Origin of the sequence: Gluconobacter albidus, assembly GCF_002723915.1 — a bacterium.
Classification (GTDB): Bacteria; Pseudomonadota; Alphaproteobacteria; order Acetobacterales; family Acetobacteraceae; genus Gluconobacter; species Gluconobacter albidus.
In genome coordinates this window covers 1-9,160 of sequence record NZ_BEWL01000025.1, presented here as the reverse complement: position 1 = coordinate 9,160, position 9,160 = coordinate 1, and the positions used below count along the sequence as shown (strand labels likewise).

General features: G+C 53.5%; 9 protein-coding genes and 1 pseudogene. 6 read left to right on the top strand and 4 right to left on the bottom strand.

What is annotated here, in order from left to right; all coding sequences use genetic code 11:
* Positions 1 to 227 (bottom strand): annotated as a pseudogene (locus GAL01_RS15880) (hypothetical protein); the annotation flags it as partial.
* Positions 228 to 737: 510 nt separating this feature from the next.
* Between GAL01_RS15880 and GAL01_RS14930 the strand changes: the two are divergent.
* The 5 genes from GAL01_RS14930 to GAL01_RS14910 all read left to right on the top strand — a co-directional run bounded on the left by GAL01_RS14930 (position 738) and on the right by GAL01_RS14910 (position 5,375).
* Positions 738 to 1,238: a nitrate reductase associated protein gene (locus GAL01_RS14930; RefSeq protein ID WP_062027213.1), complete on the top strand. Its 501-nt coding sequence runs from the start codon at positions 738 to 740 to the stop codon at positions 1,236 to 1,238.
* A gap of 4 nt (positions 1,239 to 1,242) precedes the next feature.
* Entirely contained in the window at positions 1,243 to 3,546 is a 2,304-nt protein-coding gene (locus GAL01_RS14925; protein WP_062027215.1) for an FdhF/YdeP family oxidoreductase, read from the top strand.
* Positions 3,547 to 3,651: 105 nt separating this feature from the next.
* Positions 3,652 to 4,458, top strand: coding sequence for a formate dehydrogenase accessory sulfurtransferase FdhD (gene fdhD / locus GAL01_RS14920; protein WP_062027218.1), 807 nt, complete (start codon positions 3,652 to 3,654; stop codon positions 4,456 to 4,458).
* A gap of 300 nt (positions 4,459 to 4,758) precedes the next feature.
* Entirely contained in the window at positions 4,759 to 4,986 is a 228-nt protein-coding gene (locus GAL01_RS14915) for an AbrB/MazE/SpoVT family DNA-binding domain-containing protein (protein ID WP_062027231.1), read from the top strand.
* Positions 4,983 to 5,375, top strand: coding sequence for a type II toxin-antitoxin system death-on-curing family toxin (locus GAL01_RS14910; RefSeq protein WP_062027220.1), 393 nt, complete (start codon positions 4,983 to 4,985; stop codon positions 5,373 to 5,375). The genes GAL01_RS14915 and GAL01_RS14910 overlap by 4 nt, the downstream gene beginning before the upstream one ends.
* 93 nt (positions 5,376 to 5,468) lie before the next feature.
* Here GAL01_RS14910 and GAL01_RS14905 read toward each other — a convergent pair whose 3' ends face one another.
* Both GAL01_RS14905 and GAL01_RS14900 read right to left on the bottom strand, forming a co-directional pair.
* A complete protein-coding gene (locus GAL01_RS14905; RefSeq protein WP_062027222.1) occupies positions 5,469 to 6,017 on the bottom strand; it encodes a hypothetical protein in 549 nt (182 codons plus the stop codon).
* A 294-nt stretch (positions 6,018 to 6,311) separates the two neighbouring features.
* Positions 6,312 to 7,535, bottom strand: a complete 1,224-nt coding sequence (locus tag GAL01_RS14900; RefSeq protein ID WP_062027224.1) for an MFS transporter — start codon at positions 7,533 to 7,535, stop codon at positions 6,312 to 6,314.
* Positions 7,536 to 7,675: 140 nt separating this feature from the next.
* On the opposite strand from GAL01_RS14900, the gene GAL01_RS14895 reads away from it, so the two are divergent.
* On the top strand, positions 7,676 to 8,590 hold the full coding sequence (locus tag GAL01_RS14895) for an AraC family transcriptional regulator (protein WP_231865202.1): 915 nt from the start codon (positions 7,676 to 7,678) through the stop codon (positions 8,588 to 8,590).
* A 109-nt stretch (positions 8,591 to 8,699) separates the two neighbouring features.
* On the opposite strand, the gene GAL01_RS14890 is transcribed toward GAL01_RS14895, so the two are convergent.
* On the bottom strand, positions 8,700 to 8,996 hold the full coding sequence (locus GAL01_RS14890) for a helix-turn-helix domain-containing protein (protein ID WP_062027228.1): 297 nt from the start codon (positions 8,994 to 8,996) through the stop codon (positions 8,700 to 8,702).
* Positions 8,997 to 9,160: the final 164 nt, after the last annotated feature.

Sequence of the window (9,160 nt, the reverse complement as noted above, 5' to 3'; positions counted from 1 at the left end):
AGCCCCGTGCCACGAATTTCGGCGACCTGATGGATCGAGAACGACTCTGTCTGTGCATTATCAAGTTTGCGAATGGCGATTGACGTAATACGCGGAGAGCGTCCATCCGGGAGGTTGTAAAAACCCTCGCACGAATAGTGGATCATGCTGGCTTTTTCAGGGTTGGCGAACAGTTCTTTGAGGACCTTCCGACCCTTACCATTACGTTCAAACTGGTTTGCTGCCATCGTAACTTCGCACCGACCTTCAATCGTAACAGTCAGTATCAGGTTGCCGTGGGCCCGAAAAGGCTTTTGCTCAGATGTCAATGACGCCTAGCGCGAGCATTCCCGGTCGGTATTTGAGTTTCTGGTTCTGCCGAGAGCAGCGGGAATGGCAAAAACATCATTTCGAACTCCGTTTATTGACGTTAGCTTGGCAACGTCAGCTTTTGGAGAATTGCCACAACCGTTTAAATGTCTGACATGAGGGCGAAACCGGTAAGTCCGCTTAGCACTTGACAAGCAGACAGGCTGATTACGCCTCATCTTGGACATTCAGGCGGTTGTGACAGCTTCTCGCAAGCCGACATTCGTTATGTGTTTATGGCTGGCAGGCCGCGATCTACACTTTTTCCCGGTTGTCTGCTCGGTATCATGGAAAGAAAGTATCCAAGATTTGAACGGCTGACACTGCCAGCGTCTCTCTTGCAGTCTTCTTGCATCATCTTCTGATGTTAAGCTGTGAATACAGCTTTCATGATGGTGGCAAAGGTAAATGCAATGTCTGAAAATCCTATAATTTTTGAATTCGAACGGGATTTTGCAGGCTCTTTGCGATGTATTCCAATGATTGCACGGCAGAAGCTCGACCTTGTGGGAATCAAAATGACGCTCCGTCAGTGGAGCCGTCTGTTGCACGAGGAAAGGAGCCGTCTGGTAGAGGCGCCGTGTGAGACGCCTCAGGAACAGACCACTTATCGCACTCTTGTCGAAGATCTGATTGACGTCCGAGCAGATGAGCCCATCAGTTTCCTCCCGCCGCAAACATTTGAAGACTGGCGAGAGAAGAACCAGATGCCGGAGGCAGTTTTGTCTCAGGCTGAGGCAGACGGCGTTCCATTACCTACACCGGAACAATGGGCTGCGTTAACTCCGCTTCAGCGTTTCGCATTGATCAAGCTCGCAAGATCGAAACATGAGAACGAAAATTTTGTGCCTGCGTTGAAGGAGTTTGGCGTCCTTCAAGGGGAGTGTTGATATCATGAGCAAAGACAAAGAGTCCGAGTTTAAGCCTTATCATCACCCTGCAGGCGGCTGGGGAGCGGCCGGTGCAACCGCGAAGGTGCTGATGGAGCAGAGCGTTCTGGTCAAAGGATCACGCGGTCTGCTTGCCATGAATCAGCCGGGTGGTTTCAAATGCCCCAGTTGTGCGTTTCCCGACCCGGATCATCGCAAGAAACTTGAATTTTGTGAGAATGGCGCAAAGGCCCTCGCGCATGAGGCTACCAAAGCCCGCGTGACACGAGAGTTTTTTGCCCAGCATACCGTTACTGAACTCATGGAGTGTAGCGATTACTGGCTGGAAATGCAGGGGCGCCTGACCGAGCCTATGCGCTATGATCCTGCTAGCGACAAATATGTGCCGATTGCCTGGGATGATGCCTATGCCCTGATTGGAAAGTACCTTCGGGCGTTGGAAAGCCCCCATCAGGCAGAATTCTATACGTCCGGTAGAACGGCTAACGAAACTGCTTTTCTTTATTCCATCTTTGTCCGTGAATTCGGGACCAACAATTTCCCCGATTGCTCGAATATGTGTCATGAGCCGACATCCCGCGGGCTGCCTTCGTCGATCGGAATTGGAAAAGGCACGATCGTCATGGCTGACTTTGATCATGCCGAGGCCATCTTTGTTATTGGGCAGAATACCGGAACCAATTCCCCCCGTATGATGACGAACCTTGTGGAGGCTCGCAAACGCGGCATCCCAATCGTTCTGATCAATCCGATGCCTGAACGGGCGATGATCCGTTTTACGGAACCGCAGGATATCCTGCAGATGGGCACATTTGGTTCGACAGCCATTTCCAGTGAATTCGTTCATGTACGGATTGGTGGAGATCTGGCAATCTTCAAGGGGATGATGCGCGCGCTGTTCGAAGCTGAAGATCGCGGCGAGTCAGTGTTGGATCATGCTTTTATTGCTGAGCATACAGTGGGGCTGGAGGCTCTGCGTGCTGATGTCATGTCAGTTTCCTGGGCAGATATCACTCGTATTTCTGGCATATCGGAAGAGCAGATCCGTCGGATTTCCGGGATTTATGCCAAATCCAACGCGACAATCATGTGTTACGGAATGGGAATAACGCAGCATCAGGAAGGGTCCCAACTGGTCCAGCAAATTGCGAACCTTCTGTTGCTCAAGGGAAATTTCGGCAAGAAAGGCGCGGGCATTGCGCCGATCCGGGGACATTCCAATGTCCAGGGTGATCGCACGGTCGGCATCGATGAAAAGCCAACACAGGCCTATCTTGATCGTGTGCGGGATGTTTTCGGTTTCGAGCCGCCACGCGAGCACGGCCATCATGTGATTGAGGCTGTTGAAGCCATGGATGCCGGAACCGCCAAGGTTTTCTTCGGCATGGGCGGGAATTTTGTCCGCGCAATTCCTGATACCGAACGGTCTTATGCTGCCATGGCAAAGCTCGATCTTACGGTGGGGATCGCAACAAAGCTCAATCGCGGGCATCTGATCCATGGCAAGGAAGCTCTCATTCTGCCTGTTGTGGCCCGTTCTGAGATTATCCGTACATCAGCGGGTGAACAGTTCGTGACCATTGAGGATGCAATGTCGAACGTTACGCCTTCGCGTGGCGTTTTCGAACCGGTTAGCTCCGATGTGCGGCCTGAGACGGAAATCGTCTGTCGGGTGGCTATGGCCACTCTCCCAGAGTCAAAAATTCCGTGGGCAGACTATATCGAAGACTATACTTTAATCAGGGACAAGATTGCTGAGGTTTATCCGACGATTTACACGGGGTTCTCGGAAAAAATGAAAGACCCTCACGGGTTTCATCTCGATATTCCGCCTCGTCGTCGTGTCTGGATGACCCCGAATGAAAAAGCGAATTTTCTTGTTTTACCGGGGCTAATGGTGGACGACGTGATTGATGATCCGGCAATGCTTCGGCTGGCCACAATCCGTTCGCACGATCAGTACAACACGACAATCTACAGCAACAACGACCGGTATCGGGGGGTCTATAACACGCGTATGGTTATCTTCATGAACAAGGAAGATCGTGAAGCGCGGGGATTGGAAAACGGGGCTGTCGTGGGGCTGGAAACCTACAGTGACGATGGATATCGGCGCTATGTCGATGGGCTGACCATTCTGGATTATCCAATGTCTCGTGGATCTATTGCGGGTTATTACCCAGAGTTAAATCCTCTTCTACCGCTGGATTTTTTCGATGAAATCAGCGGTACGCCAGCGGCCAAGGCTATTCCAGTTAAAGTTGTGCCAAGCGTGACGTCTGCAGCCCCAATCCGGATTGCGGGCTAAGTGGGAGCCGTATCGGCAAGAAAGAGCTATGAGAGCATATACAAGCTTTTTCTTGCCGGGAGCGGGCGTTGCACTCCTGACAGGCAGTATCAGTGAGAAAGGCGTATGACGCCATTATTTCAGAGTCGAACGGCAACCCTCCTTAGTCGCCCAGAAGAAGAGATCGTTCTGAATATTGCCGATGAAGTTCCGGTCAGGCTCGTCTTTAATGGCATTGTTCCGCACGGGGTGATGATGATGACCCCGGATCACCTGACGGACTTTGCTTATGGCTACTGCCTAACTGAACAAATCATTACGAATAAAAAGCAGATCCGCTCAGTCTCTGTTCTGGATGGGGAAGATGGTCTGACCTTGGACGTTACAATTTCAGGGGACCGTCTTTCAATCCTGCTACGACGCAGGCCCCGTGCCCAGACCGGCCATTCAAGTTGTGGCCTTTGCGGGACTGATACTGTGTTGTCCGTTGATGCCCATGAAGAGGTGCCTTTTCCCATCAATGCCAAGATTGCGCCGACTGCGATCCTGCGGGCCCTGCATGATCTTGAAAAGTGGCAAACCCTGAATGCAGCGACACGCATGGTTCATGGAGCAGCCTGGGCCGACCAGAATGGGAAAATCCTTTTAATCCGTGAGGATATCGGCCGTCATAATGCGCTTGATAAGCTGATTGGTGCATGGATGTGCGATGATCGTCTTTTTGAAAATGGATTTTGTCTTCTGACCAGTCGCTATTCATACGAAATGGCACTTAAAACTGTGCGCGCGGGTATGGCGACGGTGGTCGCCGTTTCAGCTCCGACGGATCGCGCATTTCGATTGGCCCAGAAAATGAATCAGACACTGATTGCAATTGCACGACAGGACAGGCAGTTCGTTTTCTGCGGTGAGGCGCGACTGGCAGGCGGATAATGGTTGTAGTTGGAGCCGCTACGATTGGCGGTCATGCTTTCGCTGTTATTCGTAAAAAAACAACTTTGAATCGCATGACCAAAAACGTGGAAAATTGTTTATCCATAAAGTTTGTAAGCGTACGAAGATCGCACGATTGACGGCAGCTTCCGCCTACATGTCGGTCGTCAAGACGTCCATTCTTCCTTCCCGATACCGGACATTGTCACAATCAAACCGCAGACCTCGGAGCCAGAGAAAAGGAGACTGGCGTTGTGGCGCAAATCTCCTTATATTACGTTCCGTAAGACGGAGGATATCATGGAAACGGTCACTCTGCGCAAGCAGGGCAATTCGGTTGGGGTCACGCTGCCGGCGGACACCCGTATCCGGCTGGGGTTGGAGATCGGGCAGGAACTCACACTCGTTGAGCTGGCCGATGGCATTAAACTGGTGAAGCGCAATCTCAAGCTCGAACGCCAGATGGCTCTGGCCCGCGAAGTTCTGCGCGAACAGGCTGACGCACTTCAGGAATTAGCGAAACGGTGAACGAGCCGGAGTTTCTCGAACTTGACGCCGTGTTGTTCCTACACGATTCTGCCTTGCGCGAATACGGTGGCGCACAAGGGGTCAAGAGTACGGACCTGCTACACAGTGCGCTTGACCGACCGCTGAACCGCTATCATTACTCTGATCTCGCTTCTGTCGATCTGTTCGACGTCGCTGCTGCCTACGCCTTCGGTATCGCGAGCAACCACCCGTTCAATGACGCTAACAAGCGCACCGGCTGGGCTTGCTGCGTACTGTTCCTCAAAGCGAATGGCCAGAACGTTGCCGTTACCGCACCGGACGTGGTGAAGTGCATGGTTGCCCTCGTCGAAGGAAAGATCGACGAGACAGGCTTTGCCAACTGGCTGCGGGAGCATCAACTTCCGTAAGGTTGTCACCGACACGGATCTGTCCGTTCCCGCCTACGATTCCAAACACAGACATACAACACTACTTTTCCAAGAAGCGGACGTTATCACATGTTAAAGATAGCTCGGCTTACACGCATTGAGGGCCTGGATGATGACGTTCCCCAACTCTTCGTTTGAGGCACTGATGGAGACATGGAAGACTGTTCCATCATCCTCTCCTTGCAGCCAAGCCGAGTGACCGCCTCCTCGACCCTTGCTCGCCCTTAACTCGATATGATCCGTCAATTCGTAATCCCAACTGGCGAACACCATGGCAGTTTTCGCGTGCGTTGCTCTCCAGTCCGCGAATCTGAACTCCTCGGCAAGCTTCCCCCAGAAAGCCAGCATCAAGGGATCGCATTCGGCATTCACTTTGGCGATTGCTTCGCGAGGAAACGGCACGCCGGGAGTCTTGAAGTATTCGCTCGACTGAATGGACTGGCGAAAGTTTTCACCGATCCATCCCGGCGTTGCGTCAGCGCGGTCAATATAGGTCGACCAGCCTGTGCGGGAAAAATGTGACCCTCCCCATATTTCTTGGCACTCGATCGCAAGATATTTCTTCGCCCGGAAGCAATTTGCTCGCTTCTGTCTACGAATGGGAAACTGCTGTATGATCACGCGATATCCGTAATATCAAAATTGATGGAGAGAGGGTGCGCTTTCAGAAATGTTCATGGGCGATGTGCATGACCCGAATATAGCGAAAGCTTTCGCGAGGGTCATCCATGTGAATGTCCGACTTTATCGAGCGCCCGACACAAAGCGGACATTCCGTTTACCCCCCTGACTTGCCTGTCCGCTCAAGGAACATGAAGCGGACAGGCGGCAGACGCCTTCATGTCGGACGTTGCGAACGCTGACGTAGCACCCGTAAAGCGGACAGATATTTGGATATCTATTGTTGCATTCTTTTCAGATCGCAGAATGTGGATTTGTCCTGACTCGAAGTGCGATCAACAAAGCCGAAAATAGAAGGATCGTGCTCGCGACACCAAACACACCGACAACACCGCCAACACTGAACATTAGGCCACCCACGGCAGCCCCCGCCGCAATGGCGGACTGCACGGAGACAACCACCATCCCGCCGGCGCTTTCAGCCTGATCGGGAACCGCATGCGCAACCCAGTTCGACCACGCCACCGGAACGCCACCAAAGGCCATCCCCCACAGGACCACCAACAGCACCTGACCCGTTATTCCCGTAGCCAACAGGATCAGGCCCAGACTTGCTGCCCCAATCAGAACCGGCATGACGACGAGCGTAGCGCGCAAGCTGCGTTCCAGCACCCATCCTGCAACCAAGGTTCCAACGAAGTTGGCCACACCAAAGGCCAGCAACACCAGCGCCAGACCACTGATATTGATCACCATCACGCTTTCCAGCACTGGACGGATATAGGTGAACAGAGCGTATTGACCTGTGTGGACAAGGGTGCAGCATAGCATTCCCACGCCAATACCGGGTCTGCGTAAGACATTCAGGATGGTACCCAACCGGGCCGGGCTGGTCGGTTCCAGCGACGGAAGGGTGAAAAACTGGAAGGCCAGTGTCAGACCGCCGAGTGCCGCCGCCGCAAAAAAGGCCGTGCGCCACCCATATAACCCTCCCAGATAACTGCCGAGCGGCACGGCCACGACAGTCGCTACCGATATCCCACTGAAAATGATCGAAAGAGCTCGTGGCAGGAGTGCCGCTGGAACAAGGCGCATCGCCACAGCGGCTGCCATGCTCCAAAACCCTCCCAATGCAATGCCCAGCAAAACCCGCATTGCGAGAAGTACAATGAGGCTGGAGGATAGTGCAGCCAACAGGTTAGACGCGATCATCAGCACACTGAACGCAAGCAGCACAATTCGACGATCGACCCGCCGCGTCAGGCTTGCCGTCAGCAGTCCGGAAAACATGGCGATCACAGCCGTTACCGTGACGGCTTGTCCTGCCAGAGCCTCTGAAGCACCCAGTCCCGCTGCCATGGGTGTCAGAAGGCTTGCGGGCAGATATTCCGCAGTCAAAAGCCCGAAAACACCCAAGGCCAACGAAAAGACCGCCATCCATGCTGGAGGCGTGGGTTCCCTGTCATCTATTGTGCTGCCGATGTTAGGGCCAGAACGCTCCGATAATGCGTCGCTCATGAAAAACGTCCTTGGAATTGCCGTTACAACCCAAGACTAGACGGCATAATCCGGACGATCTATGTCTGAAAATCCGTAATTTTTGATCGAAACGCCGGGATATTTTATTATTGGATCCGATCGCCCCATCCTCTGATCTCATGAACGAACTGCTTCTCGGGATGCGTCTTCGTGGGATTCAATATCGCCGCATCCATGCCGGGGCCTCTTTTGGGTTTGCTTTCGAGGAAAAACCCGGCTGCGCCTACTTCCATTTTCTGGCGACCGGTACGGCAGCACTTCTGACCGAAAATGGTGCGCTTCAGACGCTCTCAGCGGGCAATGCAGTGTTCCTTCCGCAGGGAAGTGCCCATCAGATTTTTTCTGATCCGCAAGTTTCGGTTCAGGATATCGACTATTGCGATGTCATGGCCCTTAGCGACACCGTCTGTGCCGTGGCCTGCTCCAGCGACACACCCCAGATGATTTTCTTCAGTGGCTGCATGGAGTTCGATCTTGGTGGCCTTCAGGGACTTGTTCCCCTGATGCCCGAACTCATGATGATTGACGCCACGAGCCAGCGTTATCTCGAACTCATGCCAATTTTAACGGCCATGGAACAAGAGGCGCGTACCGGACGCATGGGAGATGCGGGCATTCTCGCGCGTCTGGCAGATGTCGTGATGGCCGTCATCGTCCGGGGCTGGGTGGAATGCGGCTGCGGCAACAGTTCCGCCTTTGTGACGGCTCTGCGAGAGCCAAAACTGTCGCGCGCCATTCTTGCCCTGCATCGTCACCCCGGACGCGACTGGACCGTAGCGGAACTGGCAGCGGAAAGCGGTCTCTCGCGCTCTGTTTTTGCACGGCGATTTCAGGAGATGATCGGCGTTGCGCCTTTGCGTTACGCCGGGGAGTTGCGAATGCGCATAGCCCGGACTTGGCTTACTTACGACAGAATGTCTATTGAAAATGTTGCTGACAAGCTTGGTTATACTTCTCAGGCGGCTTTCAGCCGTGCTTACAAACGCATCGTCGGTGTGCCGCCTGGTTATAGCCGTCGGGTACTGGGGAAATAGTTTTCAGGCAGGAGATTGTCCGCTTGACGCCAAATGATATTCGAAAGCAGACTTTCCGCTCTCCCCCCGTAGCGGTCATCTGAACGAGCGTATCGGGACCTGTGTTTTCTCAGCGCGCCGCAGGAAGCAGCTCACTCACCAACGACGGCCGCTTATCCAACATCGCCAGCAAAACCTGGGCTGGTCCGGTTGGCTGACGACGACCATGTTCCCAGTTCAGAAGGGTCCCTTTAGCGACCCCGATGCTTCTGGCAAACTGTGCCTGAGAGAGTCCGGTCCGGGTTCTGATGGCCGCCACGTCAACCGACGGAACACGGACCTGGTGGGTCACGCTGTCCTCGACCGGAGCTTCCGAATAGGCGAGAGCCTCATTCAGCCCCTGCAGAATGCTGTCATAAGCGCTCATGATGGTTCTCCGTATTTCGCAATCAGCGTCTTGCTCAAGTCTACCAGGGCGGCCTGTTCAGATCGCGTCAGATTGTCTTTCTCGTTTTTGGCAAAAACAGTCAGGAGGAACAGAGGCATCTGCCTTCCACCAAAAACATAGAGAGTTCTGTACCCTCCCCTCGG